Raw genomic sequence first — 20,665 nt, forward strand, 5'->3', positions numbered from 1 at the left:
CCGTCAGGGCCGCGGCTTGCCCTCGTACTTCGACTTGTACTTCTCGTACAGCCGCGTCTGGCGATTGGCCATGTCCAGCTCGTGGCCCCGGATCCACGCGCGCTGCACGCGCGTGCGCGCATCCAGCGCGTCGCCGTCGGCGACGAACAGGGTGGCGTCCTTGCCGACGTCGAGCGAGCCCAGGCGATCGGCCACGCCGAGGATCTCCGCCGGCGTCAGCGTGATCGCGCGCAGCGCGGCGTCCTCGCCCATGCCGTAGGCCGCATAGCTGGCGGCTTGGTAAGGCAGGTTGCGTTCGTTCGAGGCCGCCTGCGATTCGCCCTGGTTGGCGATCGCCACGGTCACGCCGGCCTGCACCAGTTTCGCGGCGTTGGCGTAGGCGGTGTCGTAGGCCTCCCAGCGGCGTAGCGGCAGGCGCTGCGAGGTGCCGAGGATCACCGGGATCTTGCGCGCGGCCAGCTCGTCGGCGAGGCGCCATGCGTCCTGCCCGCCGACCAGCACCAGCCGCGCGATCTTCTCGCGCTGCGCGAACGCCAGCGCATCGCGGATGTCGGCGCTGGACTCGGCATGGACGAACAGCGCCTCCTTGCCGTCCAGCACCGGCAGCATGGCCTCCCAGCGCAGGTCTTCGGTCTTCACCGTGCCCGCGCGCTTCGCGGCCTGGTAGGCGCGGGCGTCGCGCATCGCCAGGTCGAGCGCCGCGAGCTTTTTCCCGGCGGCCTCCTTGGCGCGCTTGCGGAAGTCCTCGGGCAGCCACGCCGGCAGCCGCGCTTCCGGCCAGAACAGGTGCATGCCGGACGGCGTGGCCAGGGTCATGTCCTCGTAGGTCCAGCCGTCCAGCTTGACCAGCGCGGACTGGCCGGCGATCACGCCCGACTTGCCCGGCTGCGGCACCACGTTGGCGGTCAGCACGCCGTTGGCGCGCGCGACCGGCAGCAGTTCGCTGTCCGGGTTGATCGCCACCTGCGCGCGCGTGTTCGGATTGATCGCGCCGACCTCGGCCATGTCGTTGGTGGCGCGCACCGCCTCGATCTCGGTCAGGCCGAGCACGCTGTTGGCGGCGATGTAGCCGGGATACACGCGCTTGCCGGCGAGGTCGATGCGCTCGGCGTCGGCGGGCGCGTCGACCTTGGCGCCGAGCGCGGCGATCCTGCCGTCGCGGATCAGCAGTTCGCCGCCCTTGATGGTGCCGTGGCTGACGGTGACCAGGTCGGCGCCGGTCAGCAGCACGGTGCCGTCGGCGCGCGGCGCTTCGGCATGGACGGCGCCGGCGGCGAGCAGCGCGGCAAACAGCAGGGAGAGTGAGGTCTTCATCAGTGGCTCTCCGCGTCGGTGCAGCCGTTCACCGGCTCGTCGTCGTGGTAGATCGGGCGGCGCGCGGCGTAGCGGCGCAGCAGCTCGTCGCCCTGCAGCAGCGACGGCGCGGCTTCGGGCGCTCCACCGGGCTTGTCGGCGTCCTTCTTGCCGGCGTCGTGCGCCAGCGCCTTGACGCGCTCGGGCAGCGCCGCGGCGATCAGCTCGGCGCGTTCGCTTTCGATGCGCGCGCGCTCGGCGAGGTCGTCGGCGCGGTCGAAGTACTTGCGGCCGTCGACCCAGGTCTGCTGCGGCACCGCCAGCGTCGACAGCGGCGGCGCGTTCCAGATCACGAAGTCGGCGTCCTTGCCCGGCTCCAGCGAGCCCACGTATTTGTCGATGTGCAGCTGCCTGGCCGGATTGACCGTGACCAGCGCCAGCGCCTCGGCGTCGCTCAGTCCACCGTACTTCACCGACTTGGCGGCCTCGGTGTTGAGGCGGCGGCCCATCTCGTCGTCGTCGGAGTTGAACGAGACGGTGACGCCCTGGCGCGTCATCAGCGCGCCGTTGTAGGGAATCGCGTCGCGCACCTCGAACTTGTACGCCCACCAGTCGCTGAAGGTGGACGCGCCGGCGCCGAGCTTGGCGATCGCGTCGGCCACCTTGTAGCCCTCCAGCACGTGCTGGAAGGTCGGCACGATGTGGAACTGCTGGGCGAGGCGGATGAAGCCGAGGATCTCGTCCTGGCGGTAGCTGTGGATCTGCACCAGGCGCTCGCCCTGCAGCACTTCCCACAGCGCCTGCAGGCGCAGGTCGCGGCGCAGCGGGCCGCCGTCGGCGGCATGGCCGGCCTTCAGCGCGGCGCCGTAGGCCTGCGCGGCGAGCAGGCTGTCGAGGTCGATCTGTTCCACGCCCATGCGCGTCTGCGGATAGCGCGTGGTGAAGTTGTCGCCCCAGTTCGACTGCTTGACGTTCTCGCCCAGCGCGAACTTGATCGTCTCCGGCGCGCGCTTGAACTTCAGCCCCTCGGCGTCGGCGCCCCAGCGCAGCTTGATGATCTGCGACTGCCCGCCGATCGGATTGGCCGAGCCGTGCAGCACCAGCGCGGAAGTCGTGCCGCCGGCGAGCTGGCGGTAGATGATCATGTCGGTCGGGTCGAGCACGTCGCCGATGCGCACTTCGCTGGTGACCGCGTGCGTGCCCTCGTTGACGCCGCGACTGACCGCGATGTGCGAGTGCGGGTCGATGATGCCGGGGCTGACGTACTTGCCGCGGCCGTCGATCTCGAGCGCGCCGGACGGCGCCTTCAGGTTCCTGCCGAGCGCCGCGATCCTGCCCTTTTCCACCAGCAGGTCGGCGTCCTCGAGCACGCCCTGCGGACCCTGCGTCCACAGCGTGGCGTGGCGCACGACCACCGCCGCGGGCTGCTGCGGCAGACCGTTGCGTCCGTACGCGCCGGCCGGGAAGCGCAGCGGCTCGGATGGCAGCGGCGGCTTCGCCGGCAGCGTGGCCAGCGCGCGCGGCGCCGGCTTCGCCAGCGTGCCGTGCACGCGCAGGCGATGGCCGTCCTCGAGCTCGGCGCGGCCGTCCAGCGCGCCGTCGTCGAGCTGCGCGACCACGACCACGCGCTCGCGCGCGCTGCCGAGCAGCTTGCCGGGCATGTATAGCAGCAGGCGTGCGCCGTCCTGCGTCGCCGGGAAGCTCTCGCCGCCGGCCTTGGCGCCGAACTCGCCGTCCTTGCCGCGGAACTCGAGCGACGCCGGGCCGCTGCCGCCGCTCCAGGCAAGGTTCCACGCGCCGCGCGGGTCCGGCGCGGCCGGGTCGGCTTGGCGATAGCGCTTGCCGTCGATCCAGGTCTCGTAGATGCGCGCGTCGTCGCCGCGCAGCAGGTCGGCGTCGGCGACGACGAAGTGCGCCAACCGCCCCGGCTCGAGCGTGCCGAGCTTGTCGGCCACGCCCAGCATCGCCGCCGGCTGCGTGGTCAGCGCGGCCAGCGCGGTGCGCTCGTCGAGACCGTCGGCGACGGCCTTGCGCACGCGCTTCCAGAATTCGCTCTCCGGCTTCTTCAGGCCCGCCGCGGTGAACGCGAACGGCACGCCGGCCTCGGCCAGCACGCGCGCGTTGTACGGCGCCCAGCGCCAGTGCTCCAACGCGGCGAGCTCGACGTCCAGCGCGGCGTCCGGATCCTCGACCGCCGGCGCCTCGGGATAGGTCAGCGGCACGATCACCGGCACGCCGGCGGCGGCAAGCCTGGGCGCCATGCGGTACTCGTGGCCGTTGCCGGCCAGCACCAGCTTCAGGCCGAACTCGCGCGCGATCGCCAGCGCGCGGTCGTAGTCGAGCTCGTCGTCGGTGGCGAAGATCGCCGGCTGCCGGCCGGCGGCCAGCGGCGCCAACGCGGCCAGCGCATCGTTCGGCGCGGTGCGCTCGGCCTCGGGCCGCTTCGCCTGCCAGGCGAGGCGCTGCTGCTGCCAGCGCGCGTCGTAGAGGGTCTGGCGCACCAGCGCGATCGCGCCCATCAGCGAGCCGGGATACTCGTCCGAACCCCAGCCGCTGGTCTCGAAGGCGAGATGCTGGGCGACGCGCGCGCGGATCAGCGCATCGTTGCCGTGCGCCGCGTCGGACAGCGCGTACAGCGCGCTCTGGCCGCGGAAGATGCCGCGCTGCGGCACGCTCAGCGCGTCGGTGAAGCCGAGCGCGCGCAGCTTCTCCGCCGCCTGCGGATCCGGCTTGGCGGTCGCGGCGACGTCGTCCTGCGGATGCACGCGCGGATTCCAGTACGCCGCACCCGCCTGCGGCTGCGGCGTCGACGGACTGGCGCCGCGGCGGCCGGTCGCGGCCGGCGCCGCCTCGGCCGTCGCCGGCTGCGCGTACGCCGACAACGGGTCGATGAAGCCGGCGAACACGGTCTTGCCGCCGAGGTCGATGCGGGCGGCGCCGGCCGGCACCTTCGCGCCGCGGCCGGCGGCGACGATCACGCCGTCGCGCACCACCAGCGTGCCGTCCTCGATCACCTCGCCCGGTTTGACCAGCAGGCGCGCATGCACGAACGCGGTGAGTTGCGGGGTGCGGTCGGCGATGCCCTCGACCGGGCGCGTGTCCACCTGCGCGTGCAGCGGCGCGCCGGCCAGCAGGGTGAGCACGAGGGCGGCCAGGCACGAGCGCAGCGTGCGCCGCCGCGAACGGGAGCGGATCGAAGGCATGAGGGGTTCCCCAGTGGATCGCGGTCAGGATATAGGCCGGGCAGTCTGCCGCAACCCAACGAAAGTCATGCCGCGGCGATGCCGCCTGACTTGCGCACGATCAGCATGGCCAGCTCCAGCGCCTGCTCGTAGTTGAGGCGCGGATCGACGCTGGACTTGTAGGCGCGCGAGAGATCGCCCTCGCCGAGGCCGCGCGCGCCGCCCATGCACTCGGTGACGTCCTCGCCGGTCAGCTCCAGATGCACGCCGCCGAGGCGCGTGCCGGCGGCGGCGTGGATGTCGAACGCTAGCTCGAGCTCGCTGCGGATGTTGGCGAAGCGGCGCGTCTTGACGCCGTTGCCGACCGTCTCGGTGTTGCCGTGCATCGGATCGCAGCACCACAGCACGCGCAGGCCGGTGGCCTGCACCGCGGCGAGCATGCGCGGCAGGTGTTCGGCGACCTTGCGCGCACCCATGCGGTGGATCAGGGTCAGCCGGCCCGGCTCGTTGTCCGGGTTGAGCATCTCCACCAGGCGCTGCAGCTGCGCGTCCCCCATCGACGGCCCGATTTTCACCGCTACCGGGTTGCGGATGCCGCGGCAGTACTCGACGTGCGCGCCGTCGACGCCGGCGGTGCGCATGCCGATCCACGGGAAGTGCGTGGACAGGTTGAACCAGCCCCACTGGCGCGGCACGCGCCGCGTCTGCGCTTCCTCGTAGTGCAGCAGCAGCGCTTCGTGCGAGGTGAAGAATTCGGCGCGCGAGAAGCTCGCGATCGCCTCGCCGGCGAGCGTCTCCATGAAGCGCACCGCGCCGCCGATCGAGGCGACCATGCGCCGGTATTCGGCCGCCAGCGGCGAATGCTCGACCCAGGTGAGATCCCAGTATTCGGGATGGCGCAGATCGGCGAAGCCGCCTTCGCCCAGCGCACGCACGAAGTTCATCGTCATCGCCGAGCGCGCGTGGGCTTCGAGCAGGCGCTGCGGGTCGGCGCGGCGCGCGGCGGCATCGAACGCCGGTCCGTTGATCAGGTCGCCGCGGTAGCTCGGCAGGCTCACGCCGTCGCGCGTTTCGCTGTCGGCCGAGCGCGGCTTGGCGTACTGCCCGGCGAAACGGCCGACCCGCACCACCGGCACGCTCAGGCCGTGGATCAGCACCAGGCTCATCTGCAGCAACACCTTGAGCCGGTTGGCGATCACCTCGGAGGTGCAGTCGGCGAAGCTCTCCGCGCAGTCGCCGCCCTGCAGCAGGAAGCGCCTGCCCTCTTGTGCCTCGGCGAGCAGGCGCTTCAGCCCGAGCACCTCCCACGAGGTCACCAGCGGCGGCAGCCCGCGCAGGCGCGCGAGCGCGTCGGCGAGCTCGGCGGGGTCGTCGTAGGTCGGCTGCTGCGCGGCGGGACGTCGCTGCCAGGAGTCCGGCAACCAGTCCCCGGCGCCGTGCACGGCGCGCAGCTTGGGCTTGGAGCTGTTCATGGGTCGAGCCGAAGCGGATGGGCCACTATGCCACAGCGGCGGTCACGCCCGCATCAGCGGCGGCGCGCGGCCAGCGGCGCCCAGGCGCCGAGCAGCACGTACCAGACCAGGGTCCAGAACGGCATGGTCAGGCCGAGGAAGCGCCAATTGACGGCGGCGCATTCGCCCGAGCCGGTGAACACCATCTTCACCGTCTTGGCCAGCGGGAACGCATCGAGCATGTAGGCCAGTCCGGGGCCGCAGGACGGCACCTGGTCGGGCGGCAGCGACTGCAGCCAGAGATGGCGCCCCGCGATCACCACGCCGGCCAGTGCGCCCAGCAGCACCAGCACGACGTAGGCCCGGCGCCCGCCGCCGCGCGGCGCATGCAGCCCGCCGACCAGGAACCACAGCGCCATGAACGCGAACGCGACGCGCTGGAAGATGCACAGCGGGCACGGCTCGACGCCGAGGTCGAACTGCACGTACAGCGCATAGCCCAGCAGGGCGACGCAGGCGACGAAGCCGGCGAGGAAGGAAACCCGGAACGACCAGCGCAGCGGATTGAGCATGACGACGGGCGGTGACGGAAAGGCCGCACTTTACCGCGTGCGCCGGCGTGCGCAAGCGACGCGTGCGCAAACGAAAGCCCCGGCCGGTGAACCGGCCGGGGCTTCGGGACGACGCTTGTCGTGCCGGCTTACTCGGCCGCTGCGGGCGCCGCCGGACGATCGACCAGCTCGACGTAGGCCATCGGCGCATTGTCGCCGTCGCGGAAGCCGCACTTCAGGATGCGCAGGTAGCCGCCCTTGCGCTCGCGATAGCGCGGGCCAAGCTCGACGAACAGCTTGCCGACCGCCTGCTTGTCGCGCAGGCGCGCGAACGCGAGGCGGCGGTTGGCGACGCCGTCGCTCTTCGCCAGCGTGATCAGCGGCTCGGCGACGCGACGCAGCTCCTTGGCCTTGGGCAGCGTGGTGCGGATCAGCTCTTCCTTGAACAGCGAGGCCGCCATGTTGCGGAACATGGCCGTGCGGTGGCTGCTGGTGCGGTTGAGTTTGCGTCCGGATTTCTGGTGGCGCATGGTCTTAAATTCCGTGTGTTAGCGGAGCAAAACGCACCGCATGTCAGTGCAACCGCGAACCCGGAAAGGTTCGCCGCGGATCATCCCGCGATCCGCGAAGCCGAGCCCGGAGATGCCCCGGACCCGGCACGCAATGTCACCCCAGCTGCATGCCGTGGGCGAGGCCCGGCGGCGGCCAGCTCTCGAGCTTCATGCCCAGCGACAGGCCGCGGGCACCCAGCACGTCCTTGATCTCGGTGAGCGACTTCTTGCCGAGGTTGGGCGTCTTCAGCAGTTCGACCTCGGTCTTCTGCACCAGATCGCCGATGTAGTAGATGCTCTCGGCCTTCAGGCAGTTGGCCGAACGCACGGTCAGCTCGAGGTCGTCGATCGGACGCAGCAGCACCGGATCGAAGCCGGCCTTCTCGGCCTTGGCGCCCTCGTGCTCGCGGCGGCTGAAATCGCCGAACACGCCGAGCTGGTCCATCAGGATCTCGGCCGACTTGCGCACCGCTTCCTCGGCGCCGATCGTGCCGTTGGTCTCGATGTCGAGGATCAGCTTGTCCAGGTTGGTGCGCTGCTCGACGCGCGCGCTCTCGACCTCGTAGGCCACGCGGCGCACCGGGCAGAACGACGCATCCAGCTGCAGGCGACCGATCGGACGCGACTCTTCCTCCGGCAACTGCCGCGTGCTGGCCGGCTGGTAGCCGAGGCCGCGACGCACCCTCAGGCGCATGTTCAGCCCGATATCCTTGGTCAGGTGGCACAGCACCTGCTCGGGATTCACGATCTCCACCGAGTGGTCGACCGTGATGTCGCCGGCCTTGACCACGCCCTTGCCCTTCTTGGACAGGGTCAGGGTGGCTTCGTCCGGGCCGTGCATCATGATGGCCACGTCCTTGAGGTTCAGCAGCACCTCGATGACGTCTTCCTGCAGGCCTTCGAGCGTCGTGTATTCGTGCAGCACGCCGTCGATCTCCACCTCGACGATCGCGCAGCCGGGAATCGACGACAGCATCACGCGGCGCAGCGCGTTGCCAAGGGTGTGGCCGAAACCGCGCTCGAGCGGCTCCACCACTACCTTGGCGCGGTTGGGTCCGAGCTGCTCGACGCTGAGGCCGCGCGGCCGCAGCACGCTAGTAGACGAGACTGCCATGTACCACGCTCCCGGTGATTACTTCGAGTAGAGCTCGACGATCAGGTTCTCGTTGATGTCGGACGGCAGATCCGCACGATCCGGCATCGACTTGAACACGCCGCTGAACTTCTTGCTGTCCACCTCGACCCAGCCGGGACGCAGGTCCATGCCGTCGGCAAGCGTCGAGGCTTCCTGCACGCGAAGCTGCGCACGGGCGCGCTCGGTCAGCGCGACCTCGTCGCCGGGCTTGACCTGGTACGACGGGATGTTGACCTTGCGGCCGTTGACCATCACCGCCTTGTGCGCGACCAGCTGGCGCGCCTGCGCGCGGGTCACCGCGAAGCCCATGCGGTAGACGACGTTGTCGAGACGCGCTTCCAGCATGCGCAGCAGGTTCTCGCCGGTGTTGCCCTTCAGCGAGGTCGCCTTCTGGTAGTAGTTGCGGAACTGGCGCTCGAGCAGGCCGTAGATGCGCTTGACCTTCTGCTTCTCGCGCAACTGGACGGCATAGTCGGACAGACGCGCCTTCTTGCCGGCGCCGTGCTGGCCGGGCTTCTGCTCCAGCTTGCACTTCGAGTCCAGCGCACGCGCCGGGCTCTTCAGGCTCAGATCCGCGCCCTCGCGACGGGCGAGCTTGCAGGTGGGACCACGATACCGTGCCATATCTTTTTCCAATAGTCCGGCCAAGAATGGCCGGTTTTTGGTTCACGCGATCGGAGACGATCGCAAAATTAATCCCTCAGACGCGACGCTTCTTGGGCGGACGGCAACCGTTGTGCGGGATTGGCGTCACGTCGATGATGTTGGTGACCTTGTAGCCCAGCGCGTTCAGCGAGCGCACGGCCGACTCGCGGCCGGGACCGGGGCCCTTGATGCGCACTTCCAGCGTCTTCAGGCCGTACTCCTGCGCGGCGCGGCCGGCCTTCTCGGCGGCCACCTGCGCGGCGAACGGCGTCGACTTGCGCGAACCGCGGAAGCCGGCGCCACCTGCGGTGGCCCAGCTCAGGGCATTGCCCTGGCGGTCGGTGATCGTGACGATCGTGTTGTTGAACGACGCCTGCACGTGGACGATGCCGTCCGTGACGACGCGCTTGACCTTCTTCTTCGGCTTGGCTGCGGGCTTCGACATATCTGGAATCCGTTACTTCTTGATCGCTCGGCGCGGACCCTTGCGCGTGCGCGCATTGGTGCGCGTACGCTGGCCCCGCACCGGCAGGCCGCGGCGGTGACGCAGGCCGCGGTAGCAGCTGAGGTCCATCAGGCGCTTGATGCTGATGCCGACCTCGCGACGCAGGTCGCCCTCGACGGTGAACTTGGCCACCTCGTGGCGCAGCTTCTCGACCTCGCCTTCGCTGAGGTTCTTGATCGGGGTGGCAGGATCCACGCCGGCTTCGGCGCAGACCTTCTTCGACCGCGTGCGGCCGATGCCGTAGATGCTCTGGAGGCCCACCCAGACGTGCTTGTGGACCGGCAGGTTGACACCCGCAATACGCGCCATCTTGACTCTCTCCGATGCGTTTACTTGCGCGGTAAACGCGTAATCTTAACTGGTTTTTCGCGAAACAGAAAGTCCGGGCGGTGCCGGCCGGCGCCGCCGGATACCTCTTGTCCCGCGCCTCAACTGCGGCGCAGGTTGGCCTTCTTGAGCAGGCTCTCGTACTGGTGGCTGACCAGGTGTGCCTGGATCTGGGCGGTGAAATCCATCACCACCACGACCACGATCAGCAGCGAGGTGCCGCCGAAATAGAACGGTACGTGCCAGGCGCTCTGCATGAACGTCGGCAGTGCGCAGACCGCCACCAGGTACAGCGCGCCGGCGCCGGTCAGGCGGGTCAGCACGCCATCGATGTAGTCGGCCGTGTTCTTGCCGGGGCGGATGCCGGGGATCAGCGCGCCCGAGCGCTTCAGGTTGTCCGCGGTCTCCTGGGCGTTGAACACGATCGCCGTGTAGAAGAACGCGAATATCGCGATCAGGCTCGCCTCGATGATCGCGTACAGCGGCTCGCCGGGGCTCAGCGCAGTGGTCAACGCCTGCAGCCAGCGCACCTGCTCGGTATTGCTGAACCAGTGCGCGGCGGTCGCCGGGAACATGATCAGGCTGGACGCGAAGATCGGCGGGATCACGCCCGACATGTTGATCTTCAGCGGCAGGTGCGAACTCTGGTTCATGTACGCCTGCGCGCCGCCCTGGCGGCGTGCGTAGTTGACCGTGATGCGGCGCTGGGCGCGCTCCACGAACACCACGAACGCAGTCACCAGCAGCACGATCGCGATCACGATCAGCACCTTCAGCACCGACAGCTCGCCGTTCTGCGCCATCGACAGGGTCTGCGTGACCGCGCGCGGCAGGCCGGCGACGATGCCGGCGAAGATCAGCAGCGAGATGCCGTTGCCGATGCCGCGCTCGGTGATCTGCTCGCCCAGCCACATCAGGAACATGGTGCCGGCGGTGAGGCCCACCACCGCGGAGAACACGAATCCGAAGCCGCTGGTGTAGACGACGTCGCCGCCCTGCGCCTGCAGCGCCACCGACACGCCGAACGCCTGGAACACCGCCAGGCCGACCGTGCCCCAGCGCGTGTACATGGTCAGCTTGCGCCGGCCGGACTCGCCTTCCTTGCGCAACTGCTGCCAGGCCGGCACCACCGAGCCCATCATCTGCACCACGATCGAGGCGGAGATGTAGGGAATCACGCCGAGCGCAAACAGCGAGAAGCGCTCCAGCGCGCCGCCCGAGAACATGTTGAACATGTTCAGCAGGCCGCCGCCCTGCTCGATCAGCCGCGTCATCGCCTCGGGGTTCACGCCCGGCACGGGAATGAACGAGCCGAGGCGGAACACCACCAGCGCGAGGATCACGAAGACCACGCGCTGGCGCAGCTCGGTGAGCTTGCCGAGCGAAGCGATCGATCCGGACTTGGGCGCTGCCACCGGTTACTCCACGCTGCCGCCGGCGGCCTCGATGGCCGCCTTGGCGCCCGCCGTGGCCAGCAGCCCCGACAGCTTGATCGCGCGCTTGATATCGCCCTTCTTCACCACCTTCACGCGACGCGCCTCGCCGTGCACCAGGCCGGCCGCGCGCAGCGCCGCCAGATCGATGGTGTCGGCCTTGAGGCCTGCCAGCTGGTACAGGAACACCTGGGCGCTCTCGACGGCCTTCCGGGAACGGAAGCCCACCTTGGGCAGGCGGCGCTGCAGCGGCATCTGGCCGCCCTCGAAGCCCACCTTGTGATAGCCGCCGGCACGCGCGTGCTGGCCCTTGTGGCCACGGCCCGCGGTCTTGCCGAGGCCCGAACCGATGCCGCGACCGACGCGCACCTTGGCGCGACGGGCGCCCTTGGCCGGCTTGATCGAATTAAGACGCATGTTCGACTCCCAATACCTTGGCCGTTATTCCTCGACGCGGACCAGGTAGAACACCTGGTTGATCAAGCCGCGCACCGAGGGGCTGTCCTTGAGTTCGCGCACGTCGTTGGTCTTGTTCAGACCCAGCGCCTTGACGCTGAGACGGTGGCGCGGCTGCACGCCGCGCAGGCCCTTGACCAGGCGCACGCGCACGGTGTTGCCGGTGGTCTTCGCCTTAGCCATGGCCCAGCACCTCTTCGACGGTCTTGCCGCGCTTGGCCGCGATGCGGTCCGGCGAGGTCATCGCCTGCAGACCCTTGATCGTGGCGCGCACCAGGTTGATCGGGTTGCGCGAACCGACGGCCTTGGCCAGCACGTTCTTCACGCCGACCACCTCGAGCACGGCGCGCATGGCGCCGCCGGCGATCACGCCGGTACCCTCGGAAGCGGGCTGCATGAACACGCGCGCCGCGCCGTGGTTGGCCTTGACGGCGTACCACAGCGTGCCGTTGTTCAGCTTGATCTTGACCATGTTGCGGCGCGCGCGTTCCATGGCCTTGGAGATGGCCACCGGCACTTCGCGCGCCTTGCCGTAGCCGAAGCCGACGCGGCCGTCGCCATCGCCCACCACGGTCAACGCGGTGAAGCTCATCTGGCGACCGCCCTTGACGGTCTTGGCCACGCGGTTGACGGCAATCAGCTTCTCCAGCATGCCGTCGGAATTTTCGCGATCGTTACTCGCCATGTCGTTTCCCGTATGCCCGGCCTGGCCGGGACTTCTGCTTGCGGCTGGTGCCGCTTGGAGTTGTAGTGAATCGTCAGGAACCGCCGCCCTCAGAACCTGAGGCCGGCCTCGCGCGCCGCGTCGGCCAGCGCCTTGACGCGGCCGTGGTACTTGAAGCCCGAGCGGTCGAACGCGACCTGCTCGACGCCGGCGGCGCGAGCGCGCTCAGCCACCGACTTGCCCACCGCAGCCGCCGCGGCGAGGTTCTTGGTGCCCTTCAGGCCTTCCTTGACCGCCTTCTGCACGGTGGAGGCGGCGGCGATCACCTTGTCGCCGGAGGGCGCGATCACCTGCGCGTAGATGTGCTGGCCCGAGCGGTGCACGCTCAGGCGCGGCACGCCCAGCTGGCGGATGTGGGCGCGGGTGGATTTGGCGCGGCGCAGTCTTGCGGTTTTCTTTTCCATGGTCGTTCTCCGGGAAGCGGATCGGCTGTTGCAGGCAGCCCCTGTCGGAAAATGCTGCCGCGAACGGCTGCTTCTCCACGCAGGGATTGCGTACTTACGCCTTCTTGGCTTCCTTCATGGTGATGTGCTCGCCGGCATAGCGCACGCCCTTGCCCTTGTAGGGCTCCGGCGGACGGAAGGCGCGGATCTTCGCCGCCACCTCGCCCACGCGCTGCTTGTCGGCACCCTTGACCAGGATCTCGGTCTGGGTCGGCGTCTCGATCGTGATGCCCTCCGGCGCCGGGAACACGACCGGATGCGAGAAGCCGAGCGTCAGGTTGAGGCTCTTGCCCTGCATCGCGGCGCGGTAGCCGACGCCGACCAGTTCGAGCTTGCGCTCGTAGCCGCTGCTCACGCCCTTGACCATGTTGGCCAGCAGCGCGCGCGCGGTGCCGGCGAACTTGCTCTCGCCGCCTTCGGCGGCCTCGCAGACCACCTCGCCGTTGGCGAGCGCGACCTTGACGCCGGGCAACGCATGCATCGACAGCGTGCCCTTCGGGCCCTTCACGGTGACCGCGTCGGCGCCGATCTGGCATTCCACGCCCTTCGGCAGCGCGATCGGTTTCTTGGCAACTCGCGACATTGCTCGATCTCCTTACGCGACCACGCCGAGCACTTCGCCGCCGAGACCCTTGGCGCGCGCTTGCGCGTCGGTCATCAGGCCGGACGAGGTCGAGATGATCGAAATGCCGAGGCCGCCGAGCACCTTGGGCAGCTCGCCCTTGGTGCGGTAGACGCGCAGGCCGGAACGGCTGACGCGCTCGATGCGCTCGATCGCCGGCTTGCCCTCGAAATACTTCAGCTTGATTTCCAGCTCGGTCTTGCCCTCGGCGTCGCGCTTCTGCGCGTCGAGGACGTAGCCTTCCGCCTTCAGCAGGTCGGCAATGGCCAGCTTGAGCTTCGAGGCCGGCATGCTCACGCTGCGCTTGCCCGTGGCCTGGGCGTTGCGGATGCGCGTGAACATGTCGGCGATGGGATCAGTCATGCTCATGAATGTGATTCCTGGTGTATGCCCTTAAGCACCGATATCCGCCGGATTACCAGCTGGCCTTGCGCAGACCCGGCACGTCGCCGCGCATGGTGGCCTCGCGCAGCTTGTTGCGCGCCAGGCCGAACTTCTTGTAGACCGCGCGCGGGCGGCCGGTCAGCGCGCAACGGGTGCGCTGGCGGGTCGGGCTGGCGTCGCGCGGCAGCTTCTGCAGCTTGGTCTGGGCCTCCATCTTCTCCTCGTAGGAGGACTTGGGGCTCAGCACGATCGCCTTCAGTCCGGCGCGCTTGGCGGCGTACTTCTTGACGAGTTTGGCGCGCTTCTTGTCGCGCTCGATCATGGACGTCTTGGCCATGCCGGTATCCTGCTCTGGTGTCAGTTGCGGAACGGGAAGCCGAACGCTTCCAGCAGCGCCTTGGATTCCTCGTCCGTCTTCGCAGTGGTGGCGATGGCGATGTCCATGCCGCGCAGCGCGTCGATCTGGTCGAAGTCGATCTCGGGGAAGATGATCTGTTCCTTGATGCCCATGTTGTAGTTGCCGCGGCCGTCGAACGCACGGCCGGACACGCCGCGGAAGTCGCGCACGCGCGGCAGCGCGATGTTGACCAGGCGATCCAGGAACTCGTACATGTGGTTGCGGCGCAGCGTGACCTTGCAGCCGATCGGCCAGCCGTCGCGGATCTTGAAGGACGCCACCGAGACGCGCGCCTTGGTCGTCACCGGCTTCTGGCCGGCGATCTTGGCCATGTCGGCCACGGCGTTCTCGAGCACCTTCTTGTTGCCCACCGCTTCGCCCACGCCCATGTTCAGCGTGATCTTGGTGATGCGCGGAACCTGCATCACGTTCGCGTAGCCGAAGCGCTGCATCAGCTTCGGCACCACCTGCTCTTTGTAGATCTTTTCGAGGCGCGTCATGGCATGCGTCCTTACGCGTCCACCACTTCGCCAGAAGAGCGGAACGTGCGCACCTTGCGCCCATCATCGAGCGTCTTGTGGCCCACGCGTTCGCCCCTGTTCGAAGCCGGGTTGAACAGCATCACGTTGGAGATATGGATGGAGGCCTCGCGCTCGACGATGCCGCCAGGCTGGTTGGCCTGCGGATTCGGCTTGGTGTGGCGCTTGACCAGGTTGATGTTCTGCACGAACACCCGGTCGCCCGCGACGCGCAGCACTTCGCCGCGCTGGCCCTTGTTCTTGCCGGTGATCACGACAACCTGATCACCCTTGCGGATACGGTTCATGTCTGTCTCCTCGCTCAGAGCACCTCGGGCGCCAGCGAGACGATCTTCATGAATCGTTCGCTGCGCAGCTCGCGGGTGACCGGCCCGAAGATGCGGGTGCCGATCGGCTCGAGCTTGTTGTTCAGGAGCACGGCCGCGTTGCCGTCGAAACGGATCAACGAGCCGTCCGGGCGGCGCACGCCCTTGGTGGTGCGCACGACGACCGCGCTGTACACCTCGCCCTTCTTCACCTTGCCGCGCGGGATCGCATCCTTCACGGTGACCTTGATGATGTCGCCGATGCCGGCGTAGCGGCGCTTGGAGCCGCCCAGCACCTTGATGCACATCAGTTCACGCGCGCCGCTGTTGTCCGCCGCGGCCAGCATGGTCTGCATCTGGATCATGGCAATTCGCTCCTCGGCGCCTTACTGCTGCGCGGCCCGGGCCACGATCTCGACCACGCGGAAATGCTTGGTCTTCGACAGTGGACGGCACTCGGCCACGCGCACGAGGTCGCCCTCGCGGCATTCGCCGTTCTCGTCGTGCGCATGCAGCTTGGTCGAGCGGCGGATGATCTTGCCGTACAGGTCGTGCTGCACCTGGCGCTCGACCAGCACGGTCACGGTCTTCTGCATCTTGTTGCTGATCACGCGGCCTTCGATGGTGCGCGCGTTGTTCTGGGTGTCGCTCATGGCGCGCTCCTCACTTCTTCTCGCCCAGCACCGTCTTGGCGCGGGCGATCTCGCGCCGCACGCGGCGCAGCTGGTGGACGTGGGTCAGCTGGCCAGAGCCCTTCTGCATGCGCAGGTTGAACTGCTCCTTGCGCAGGTCGAGCAGGTGCTCGCCCAGCTCGGCAGCCGACTTCGTACGGAGTTCTTTCGTTTCCATCACACCACCGCCCGGGTCACGAACTGGGTCTGCACCGAGAGCTTTGCCGCGGCCAGGCGGAACGCCTCGCGCGCGTCGGTCTCGCTGATGCCCTCGATCTCGTACAGCATGCGGCCCGGCTGGATCGGCGCGACCCAGAACTCGACGTTGCCCTTGCCGCTGCCCATACGCACTTCGATGGGCTTCTTGGTGATCGGCTTGTCCGGGAACACGCGGATCCACAGCTTGCCGCCGCGCTTGACGTAGCGCGTGATGCAACGGCGCGCAGCCTCGATCTGGCGCGCGGTCAGCTGGCCGTGGGTGATCGCCTTCAGGCCGTACTCGCCGAAACTGACGAGGTTGGCGCTGTAGCTGAGGCCGTGGTTACGGCCCTTGTGGACCTTGCGGTACTTGGTTCGCTTGGGTTGCAGCATGGCTGCTACGCTCCTTACTTCGCGGCGCGCTCGCGCCGGCTTTCGCCGCGCTCGGCGCGCTCGCCTTCCTTCGCCGCTTCCTGCGTCGCCGCATGAAGGTCGAAGATCTCACCCTTGTAGACCCACACCTTGACGCCGATCACGCCATAGGTGGTCTTCGCCTCGGCAAAGCCGTAGTCGATGTCGGCGCGCAGCGTGTGCAGGGGCACGCGGCCCTCGCGATACCACTCCGAGCGCGCGATCTCGGCGCCGTTCAGGCGGCCGGCGACGTTGACCTTGATGCCGAGCGCGCCGAGGCGCATCGCGTTGCCGACCGCGCGCTTCATCGCGCGGCGGAACATGATGCGGCGCTCGAGCTGCTGTGCGATCGACTCGGCGACCAGCTGCGCGTCCAGCTCGGGCTTGCGCACCTCGGTCACGTTGATGTGGGTGGGCACACCCATCATCGCCGAGACCTCCTTGCGCAGCCGCTCGATGTCCTCGCCCTTCTTGCCGATCACCACGCCCGGGCGGGCGGTGTGGATCGTCACGCGCGCGGTCTTGGCCGGACGCTCGATGTGGATCCTGGACACGCCGGCCTGGGCCAGCTTCGCCTTCAGGAGCTCGCGCACCTTGAGATCGGCGGCCAGGTACTCGGCGTATTCCTTCTTGCCGGCGTACCACTTGGAGTTCCAGTCCTTGGCGATGCCGAGGCGGATACCCGTGGGATGAACTTTGTGACCCATCGTCTTCGTCCCGATCTCAGTTGCCGACGACCACGGTGATGTGGCTCGTGCGCTTCAGGATGCGCGTGCCGCGGCCCTTGGCGCGGGCGTGCATGCGCTTCATCGCCGGACCTTCGTCGACGAAGATGCGCGTGACCTTGAGCTCGTCCACGTCGGCGCCGAGGTTGTTCTCGGCGTTGGCGACGGCGGACAGCAGGACCTTGCGCACCATGTGCGCGGCCTTCTTGTTGGTGAACTCGAGCACGCTGCTCGCACGGTCCACCGGCATGCCGCGGACCAGATCGGCCACGAGGCGCGCCTTCTGGGCCGAAATGCGGGCACTGCGCAGGATCGCTTTAGCTTCCATCGTGGCACCCATTACTTCGTGGCGGCGGCTTTCTTGCTGCCGGAATGACCCTTGAACGTACGGGTCACCGCGAACTCGCCGAGCTTGTGCCCGACCATGTTCTCGTTGACCAGCACCGGCACGTGCTGACGGCCGTTGTGCACGGCGATGGTCATGCCGACCATCTCGGGCAGGATCATCGAACGACGCGACCAGGTCTTGATCGGACGCTTGCTATTGGCGGCGGACGCAGCCTCCACCTTCTTGAGCAGGTGCAGGTCGACGAACGGACCTTTCTTCAAAGAACGCGGCATGGCGGCTTCCCGTTACTTGCGACGGCGCACGATCAGCTTCTGCGTGCGCTTGTTGTTACGCGTCTTGTAGCCCTTGGTCGGCAGGCCCCACGGGCTGACCGGATGGCGGCCGCCCGAAGTGCGGCCTTCGCCACCGCCATGCGGATGGTCGACCGGGTTCATGACCACGCCGCGCACGGTCGGGCGGATGCCCTTCCAGCGCTTGGCGCCGGCCTTGCCGAGCTTGCGCAGGTTGTGCTCGGAGTTGCCGACCTCGCCGATCGTGGCGCGGCAGTCGACCAGCACCTTGCGCATCTCGCCGGAACGCAGGCGCAGCGTGGCGTAGCCCTGTTCGCGCGCGATCAGCTGCGCGGCGGCGCCGGCACTGCGCGCCAGCTGCGCGCCCTTGCCGGGCTTCATCTCGATGCAGTGCACGGTGGTGCCGACCGGGATGTTGCGCAGCGGCAGCGAGTTGCCGACCTTGATCGGCACGTCGCGCCCGGCGATCAGCTGGTCGCCCAGCCGGATGCCCTTGGGGGCGATGATGTAGCGGCGCTCGCCGTCGACGTAGCAGACCAGCGCGATATGCGCGGTGCGGTTCGGGTCGTACTCCAGGCGCTCGACGCGGCAGGCGATGCCTTCCTTGTCGCGCTTGAAGTCGATCAGGCGGTAGTGCTGCTTGTGCCCGCCGCCGCGATGGCGCGTGGTGATGCGACCGAAATGGTTGCGGCCGCCGGTGTTGGCCTGCGCCTCGGTAAGCGGCGCATACGGCGCGCCCTTGTGCAGGTCCGGCGTGGCCACGCGCACCATGGCGCGACGCCCCGGGGAGGTTGGCTTGAGAGTAATCAGTGCCATTGGGAATCCGCTCCTGGCTTAGGCCTTGGCCATCATGTCGATGGTCTGGCCCTCGGCAAGCCGCACGTACGCCTTGCGCATCCCGGCACGGGTGCCGGGGCGAAAGCGGAACGACTTGACCTTGCCCTTGACGTTGACCAGGTTGACCGCCGCGACCTTGACGTCGAACAGCTGTTCCACCGCGGCCTTCACGTCGGCCTTGGTGGCCTCGGCGGCCACCTCGAACACGTACTGGCTGGTTTCGGCGATGCGCGCGCTCTTCTCGGAAATGCGCGGCGCGCGCAGCACGCTGAGGATGCGTTCGTTGCTCATGCCAGCCACTCCTCGACCTTCTTCACCGCATCGACGGTCATCACGACGTGGTCGGCGCGCACCAGCGAAACCGGGCTGATGCCGTTGACGTCCACGACCTCGAGGACCTGCGGGTTGTTGCGCGCGGCGAGATACAGGTTCTCGCTCACGCCTTCGGAAATGATCACCGTGCGGCCGACCTCGAGCTCCTGCAGACGGGCGATCAGCGCCTTGGTCTTCGGCTGCTCGACGTCGAGCGTATCCACCACCTTCAGGCGGCCCTGGCGATTCAGCTCGGCCATGATGGAACGCAGCGCGCCGCGGTACATCTTGCGGTTGACCTTCTGCGAGAAGTCGCGCGGCTTCGCCGCGAACGCACGCGCGCCGCCGACGAAGATCGGCGCGCGATAGTCGCCGTGACGGGCACCGCCGCCTTTCTGCTTCTTGAACTTCTTGGTGGTGCCGGACACTTCGCTGTGCGAGAGCTGCGCCTTGGTACCGGCGCGGCCCGCGTTGCGGTAGGCCGTCACGACCTGGTGCACGAGGTTCTCGCGGAACTCGCCGCCGAACACCTCGTCGGAAACCTTCATGGGCTTGGCGCCGATGACATTCAGTTCCATGGCGTCGCTCCTCAAGCCTTGGCCGCCGGGCGGATGACCACGTCGCCGCCGGTCGCGCCGGGTACCGCGCCCTTGATCGCGATCAGGTGGCGCTCGGCGTCGACCTTGACCACTTCCAGGTTCATCGCGGACTGGCGCACGCTGCCCATATGGCCGGCCATCTTCTTGCCCGGGAACACGCGGCCCGGGGTCTGGCGCTGGCCGATCGAGCCCGGCGCGCGATGCGACAGCGAGTTGCCGTGCGTCGCGTCGCCCATCGTGAAGTTGTGGCGCTTGATCGTGCCCTGGAAGCCCTTGCCCTTGGTGACGCCGGCCACGTCGACCATCTGGCCGGCCTGGAACACGTCCTCGGCCTTGATCTCGGCGCCGACCGCGTATTTGCCGAGATCGGCGGCGGCGACGCGGAATTCCCACAGCCCGCGGCCCGGCTCGACCTTGGCCTTGGCGTAATGGCCCTTGGCCGGCTTCGTCAGCAGCGAGGCGCGCTTGGTGCCCGCGGTGACCTGCACGGCGGCGTAGCCGTCGTTATCTTCGGTCTTCACCTGCGTCACGCGGTTCGGCGTCGCCTCGATCAGCGTCACCGGCACCGAGCGGCCGTCTTCGGTGAAGAGCCGGCTCATGCCGCACTTGCGGCCAACCAGTCCGATACTCATCGTCGTATCCTGTCAGGCGCTCAACCGAGCTTGATCTGCACGTCCACGCCGGCGGCGAGATCGAGCTTCATCAGCGCGTCCACGGTCTTGTCGTTCGGGTCCACGATGTCGAGCACGCGCTTGTGGGTGCGCGTCTCGTACTGGTCGCGGGCGTCCTTGTCGGCGTGCGGCGACACCAGGATGGTGTAGCGCTCGATCTTGGTGGGCAGCGGGATCGGGCCGCGCACCTGCGCGCCCGTGCGCTTGGCCGTCTCGACGATCTCGCTCGCCGAACGGTCGATCAACCGGTGATCGAAGGCCTTCAGCCGAATGCGAATCTTCTGGTTCGCCATAACCGTGTCCTGAATCGTTAAAGAGCGTTGTGCGGTAGCTTCGGAGGCGGCTTCTCACCGCCCCCGTCGTACTGTCCGCGTTACTTGATGACCTTGGCGACGACGCCGGCGCCGACGGTGCGGCCGCCTTCGCGGATCGCGAAGCGCAGGCCCTCTTCCATGGCGATCGGCGTGATCAGCTTGCCTTCAAGCACGATGTTGTCGCCCGGCATGACCATCTCGACGCCTTCGGGCAGGATCACCTCGCCCGTCACGTCCGTCGTGCGGAAGTAGAACTGCGGCCGGTAGCCGCGGAAGAACGGCGTGTGCCGGCCGCCTTCCTCTTTGCTCAGCACGTAGACGTTGGCCTGGAAATGCGTGTGCGGC

At 68.3% G+C, this 20,665-nt stretch carries 31 protein-coding genes and 1 pseudogene; all 32 read right to left on the reverse strand.

All coding sequences use genetic code 11. The annotated features are described in order from the left end of the window. Nucleotides 1-3: 3 nt before the first annotated feature. Nucleotides 4-1,314, reverse strand: coding sequence for an amidohydrolase family protein (locus tag ABFC67_RS13600; RefSeq protein WP_346738570.1), 1,311 nt, complete (start codon nt 1,312-1,314; stop codon nt 4-6). Next, nucleotides 1,314-4,496 (reverse strand): amidohydrolase family protein, encoded by a 3,183-nt coding sequence (locus ABFC67_RS13605; RefSeq protein WP_346738571.1) that lies wholly within the window; start codon nt 4,494-4,496, stop codon nt 1,314-1,316. The genes ABFC67_RS13600 and ABFC67_RS13605 overlap by 1 nt, the downstream gene beginning before the upstream one ends. Nucleotides 4,497-4,561: 65 nt before the next feature. Then, nucleotides 4,562-5,947 carry a 3-deoxy-7-phosphoheptulonate synthase class II gene (locus ABFC67_RS13610; protein ID WP_346738572.1) on the reverse strand — a complete coding sequence of 462 codons (1,386 nt, stop codon included), beginning with the start codon at nt 5,945-5,947 and terminating at the stop codon, nt 4,562-4,564. A gap of 53 nt (nt 5,948-6,000) precedes the next feature. Beyond that, nucleotides 6,001-6,498, reverse strand: coding sequence for a disulfide bond formation protein B (locus ABFC67_RS13615; RefSeq protein ID WP_346738573.1), 498 nt, complete (start codon nt 6,496-6,498; stop codon nt 6,001-6,003). 128 nt (nt 6,499-6,626) lie between these two features. After that, complete coding sequence (gene rplQ, locus ABFC67_RS13620; RefSeq protein ID WP_346738574.1) at nt 6,627-7,007, reverse strand: 50S ribosomal protein L17; 381 nt, start codon at nt 7,005-7,007, stop codon at nt 6,627-6,629. 136 nt (nt 7,008-7,143) lie between these two features. After that, the gene (gene rpoA / locus ABFC67_RS13625; RefSeq protein ID WP_346738575.1) at nt 7,144-8,142 is read right to left on the reverse strand and encodes a DNA-directed RNA polymerase subunit alpha; all 999 of its coding nucleotides are present in this window, start codon (nt 8,140-8,142) and stop codon (nt 7,144-7,146) included. A gap of 18 nt (nt 8,143-8,160) precedes the next feature. Further along, nucleotides 8,161-8,787 (reverse strand): 30S ribosomal protein S4, encoded by a 627-nt coding sequence (gene rpsD / locus ABFC67_RS13630; protein WP_346738576.1) that lies wholly within the window; start codon nt 8,785-8,787, stop codon nt 8,161-8,163. Nucleotides 8,788-8,863: 76 nt separating this feature from the next. After that, entirely contained in the window at nt 8,864-9,253 is a 390-nt protein-coding gene (rpsK, locus tag ABFC67_RS13635; RefSeq protein ID WP_346738577.1) for a 30S ribosomal protein S11, read from the reverse strand. A 12-nt stretch (nt 9,254-9,265) separates the two neighbouring features. Next, a complete protein-coding gene (rpsM, locus tag ABFC67_RS13640; RefSeq protein WP_346738578.1) occupies nt 9,266-9,622 on the reverse strand; it encodes a 30S ribosomal protein S13 in 357 nt (118 codons plus the stop codon). A 119-nt stretch (nt 9,623-9,741) separates the two neighbouring features. After that, nucleotides 9,742-11,055, reverse strand: coding sequence for a preprotein translocase subunit SecY (secY, locus tag ABFC67_RS13645; RefSeq protein ID WP_346738579.1), 1,314 nt, complete (start codon nt 11,053-11,055; stop codon nt 9,742-9,744). Between the two features lie 3 nt (nt 11,056-11,058). Further along, complete coding sequence (rplO, locus tag ABFC67_RS13650) at nt 11,059-11,490, reverse strand: 50S ribosomal protein L15 (protein WP_346738580.1); 432 nt, start codon at nt 11,488-11,490, stop codon at nt 11,059-11,061. Nucleotides 11,491-11,514: 24 nt separating this feature from the next. Continuing rightward, nucleotides 11,515-11,712, reverse strand: a complete 198-nt coding sequence (rpmD, locus tag ABFC67_RS13655) for a 50S ribosomal protein L30 (RefSeq protein WP_346738581.1) — start codon at nt 11,710-11,712, stop codon at nt 11,515-11,517. Next, nucleotides 11,705-12,214 (reverse strand): 30S ribosomal protein S5, encoded by a 510-nt coding sequence (rpsE, locus tag ABFC67_RS13660; RefSeq protein ID WP_346738582.1) that lies wholly within the window; start codon nt 12,212-12,214, stop codon nt 11,705-11,707. Before rpsE ends, rpmD begins: the two co-directional genes overlap by 8 nt. A gap of 89 nt (nt 12,215-12,303) precedes the next feature. Beyond that, nucleotides 12,304-12,657: a 50S ribosomal protein L18 gene (rplR, locus tag ABFC67_RS13665; protein ID WP_346738583.1), complete on the reverse strand. Its 354-nt coding sequence runs from the start codon at nt 12,655-12,657 to the stop codon at nt 12,304-12,306. A gap of 94 nt (nt 12,658-12,751) precedes the next feature. Continuing rightward, nucleotides 12,752-13,279, reverse strand: a complete 528-nt coding sequence (gene rplF, locus ABFC67_RS13670) for a 50S ribosomal protein L6 (RefSeq protein ID WP_346738584.1) — start codon at nt 13,277-13,279, stop codon at nt 12,752-12,754. A 12-nt stretch (nt 13,280-13,291) separates the two neighbouring features. After that, the gene (gene rpsH, locus ABFC67_RS13675; protein WP_346738585.1) at nt 13,292-13,687 is read right to left on the reverse strand and encodes a 30S ribosomal protein S8; all 396 of its coding nucleotides are present in this window, start codon (nt 13,685-13,687) and stop codon (nt 13,292-13,294) included. A 46-nt stretch (nt 13,688-13,733) separates the two neighbouring features. After that, nucleotides 13,734-14,039 (reverse strand): 30S ribosomal protein S14, encoded by a 306-nt coding sequence (gene rpsN, locus ABFC67_RS13680; RefSeq protein WP_346738586.1) that lies wholly within the window; start codon nt 14,037-14,039, stop codon nt 13,734-13,736. 20 nt (nt 14,040-14,059) lie between these two features. After that, complete coding sequence (rplE, locus tag ABFC67_RS13685) at nt 14,060-14,599, reverse strand: 50S ribosomal protein L5 (protein WP_346738587.1); 540 nt, start codon at nt 14,597-14,599, stop codon at nt 14,060-14,062. Between the two features lie 11 nt (nt 14,600-14,610). After that, on the reverse strand, nt 14,611-14,925 hold the full coding sequence (gene rplX / locus ABFC67_RS13690; protein WP_346738588.1) for a 50S ribosomal protein L24: 315 nt from the start codon (nt 14,923-14,925) through the stop codon (nt 14,611-14,613). Nucleotides 14,926-14,939: 14 nt separating this feature from the next. Beyond that, complete coding sequence (rplN, locus tag ABFC67_RS13695) at nt 14,940-15,308, reverse strand: 50S ribosomal protein L14 (RefSeq protein ID WP_062536452.1); 369 nt, start codon at nt 15,306-15,308, stop codon at nt 14,940-14,942. Nucleotides 15,309-15,329: 21 nt separating this feature from the next. After that, the gene (rpsQ, locus tag ABFC67_RS13700; RefSeq protein WP_346738589.1) at nt 15,330-15,596 is read right to left on the reverse strand and encodes a 30S ribosomal protein S17; all 267 of its coding nucleotides are present in this window, start codon (nt 15,594-15,596) and stop codon (nt 15,330-15,332) included. Nucleotides 15,597-15,606: 10 nt separating this feature from the next. Beyond that, nucleotides 15,607-15,792 (reverse strand): 50S ribosomal protein L29, encoded by a 186-nt coding sequence (gene rpmC, locus ABFC67_RS13705; RefSeq protein WP_346738590.1) that lies wholly within the window; start codon nt 15,790-15,792, stop codon nt 15,607-15,609. Next, the gene (rplP, locus tag ABFC67_RS13710; RefSeq protein WP_346738591.1) at nt 15,792-16,205 is read right to left on the reverse strand and encodes a 50S ribosomal protein L16; all 414 of its coding nucleotides are present in this window, start codon (nt 16,203-16,205) and stop codon (nt 15,792-15,794) included. Before rplP ends, rpmC begins: the two co-directional genes overlap by 1 nt. 14 nt (nt 16,206-16,219) lie before the next feature. Next, complete coding sequence (rpsC, locus tag ABFC67_RS13715; protein WP_346738592.1) at nt 16,220-16,930, reverse strand: 30S ribosomal protein S3; 711 nt, start codon at nt 16,928-16,930, stop codon at nt 16,220-16,222. 16 nt (nt 16,931-16,946) lie between these two features. After that, entirely contained in the window at nt 16,947-17,276 is a 330-nt protein-coding gene (rplV, locus tag ABFC67_RS13720) for a 50S ribosomal protein L22 (RefSeq protein WP_346738600.1), read from the reverse strand. An 11-nt stretch (nt 17,277-17,287) separates the two neighbouring features. Then, nucleotides 17,288-17,569: a 30S ribosomal protein S19 gene (gene rpsS, locus ABFC67_RS13725; RefSeq protein ID WP_346738593.1), complete on the reverse strand. Its 282-nt coding sequence runs from the start codon at nt 17,567-17,569 to the stop codon at nt 17,288-17,290. Between the two features lie 12 nt (nt 17,570-17,581). After that, nucleotides 17,582-18,403, reverse strand: coding sequence for a 50S ribosomal protein L2 (rplB, locus tag ABFC67_RS13730; RefSeq protein ID WP_346738594.1), 822 nt, complete (start codon nt 18,401-18,403; stop codon nt 17,582-17,584). Nucleotides 18,404-18,421: 18 nt separating this feature from the next. Continuing rightward, nucleotides 18,422-18,715: a 50S ribosomal protein L23 gene (gene rplW / locus ABFC67_RS13735; RefSeq protein WP_346738595.1), complete on the reverse strand. Its 294-nt coding sequence runs from the start codon at nt 18,713-18,715 to the stop codon at nt 18,422-18,424. Then, entirely contained in the window at nt 18,712-19,314 is a 603-nt protein-coding gene (rplD, locus tag ABFC67_RS13740; protein WP_346738596.1) for a 50S ribosomal protein L4, read from the reverse strand. Before rplD ends, rplW begins: the two co-directional genes overlap by 4 nt. 11 nt (nt 19,315-19,325) lie before the next feature. Then, nucleotides 19,326-19,967: a 50S ribosomal protein L3 gene (gene rplC, locus ABFC67_RS13745; RefSeq protein WP_346738597.1), complete on the reverse strand. Its 642-nt coding sequence runs from the start codon at nt 19,965-19,967 to the stop codon at nt 19,326-19,328. Nucleotides 19,968-19,987: 20 nt separating this feature from the next. Next, nucleotides 19,988-20,299 carry a 30S ribosomal protein S10 gene (rpsJ, locus tag ABFC67_RS13750; RefSeq protein ID WP_062536468.1) on the reverse strand — a complete coding sequence of 104 codons (312 nt, stop codon included), beginning with the start codon at nt 20,297-20,299 and terminating at the stop codon, nt 19,988-19,990. Nucleotides 20,300-20,379: 80 nt separating this feature from the next. Then, nucleotides 20,380-20,665 (reverse strand): annotated as a pseudogene (gene tuf, locus ABFC67_RS13755) (elongation factor Tu); the annotation flags it as partial.

The sequence above is a fragment of the Mizugakiibacter sp. genome, assembly GCF_039680435.1.
GTDB lineage: Bacteria > Pseudomonadota > Gammaproteobacteria > Xanthomonadales > Rhodanobacteraceae > Mizugakiibacter.